This window comes from Rhizobium sp. SJZ105, assembly GCF_007828365.1.
GTDB classification, from domain to species: Bacteria; Pseudomonadota; Alphaproteobacteria; order Rhizobiales; family Rhizobiaceae; genus Agrobacterium; species Agrobacterium tumefaciens.
In genome coordinates, this window is the sequence record NZ_VIUP01000041.1 from 1 (window position 1) to 1,481 (window position 1,481).

The 1,481-nt window shown below is 56.5% G+C and carries 1 protein-coding gene; it reads left to right on the plus strand.

Annotated elements, in window-relative coordinates:
* Positions 1–139: 139 nt before the first annotated feature.
* On the plus strand, positions 140–1,210 hold the full coding sequence (locus FB593_RS27385) for an IS110 family transposase (protein ID WP_076846034.1): 1,071 nt from the start codon (positions 140–142) through the stop codon (positions 1,208–1,210).
* Positions 1,211–1,481 lie beyond the last annotated feature (271 nt).

The window sequence follows — 1,481 nt, forward strand, 5'->3', positions numbered from 1 at the left end:
TCAGGAGGTGGCATGAAAGATGCCGCGCCCATCGAGAGAACGGATCGCTGACATGCCGATGATCTTGGGACAGTCACGTTTTGCGCCGTTTGGCTTATCTTTCCCTTGTTTTGACGAACTTAAGGAAGGAGTGCAAAACGTGACTGCACCTTATGATTATCACATTGGCGTGGATTACCACAAAAGCTACAGCCACCTGATTGTCCAGGATTCCTGCGGGAAGACATTGCGATCGGGGCGAGTGAAGAACGACCGCCAGTCTCTCGGTTCGTTTCTGGAACGGTATCGCCAGAACAGTCATGCTGTGATGGAAGCCACCCGCAACTGGATGGTGATGTACGACTGGCTCGACGACATTTGTGATGATGTCGTTCTCGCCCACCCATTGAAGGTCAAGGCGATCGCCGACGCGAAGATCAAGACCGACAAGATCGACGCGACGGTGCTGGCGCATCTGCTCAGAGCTGATCTGGTGCCGGAGGCATGGGCTCCCGGAGACAGGGTGCGGGAGTTGCGCCTCGCACTTCGAGAGCGGATGTTCTATGTGCGGCTGCGCACGATGACAAAGAACCGGGTCGTGACCGTGTTCGACCGCTATCCGGAGCAAACGGCGCAATTGAAGAAACCGACTGATCTGTTCGGCAAGACAGGCCGCCAACAGCTCGCTGCGATTGACGTTTCAGAAATCGACCGCGTCCAGATCGATCGTGGGCTTGAATTCATCGGCGACATCAATGAGCGGATCAAGCAGTCTGAAGCCACGATCCGGGCTATGACGAAGACCAATGGCAAGGTGAAGCTTTTGAAGACCATCCCCGGTATCGGGGAGTTCTTCGCCAGGCTGATCGACGCCGAGATTGACGACATCAGCCGTTTCCGCAATCCGAAGAAGTTGGCCGCCTATGCCGGACTTGTGCCCTCGACCTATTCGTCGGGCGGCAAGACTTACCACGGCAAGATTATCAAGCAGGGCAACAAGTGGCTGCGCTGGGCTTTTGTCGAGGCCGTTCAGCCGGCCATCGCGACAGACCCGCAGCTTCGCGCCCAGTACGAACATCTGAAGTTCAGAGGAGTGAACAAAGCGCGTGTTGCGATCGCGCGCAAACTTTTGACGATCACCTTCCAGATCCTGCGTGACCAGCGCCCTTACGAGCGGCGCGGTACCAACAGCAAAGAAGGTCCGTCGTCGACGATATCCCGGCTGTCCTGATTGTCTTCTAGCGAGCCCGGCACGTCCGGGCTGCGCTCTTCAGGAGAATGGGAAGCCGGGAGCCGAACGCCACTATGTGACCGAAACCGACAAACAGGCCGGTGTTAGGGGCACGAATTGGAGAATGGTTCAGCACCGCAGGACGGCAAAGGCCCCGTCCTGCGAACGAAGAAGATTTAGCCGATCGGCGAAAATGCCGGTCTCAACATAACAGAGCCCAGGGAATGCGACGCAGAATAAGCATTTTGCCCCTTGAGTTCTTTCATTGGAG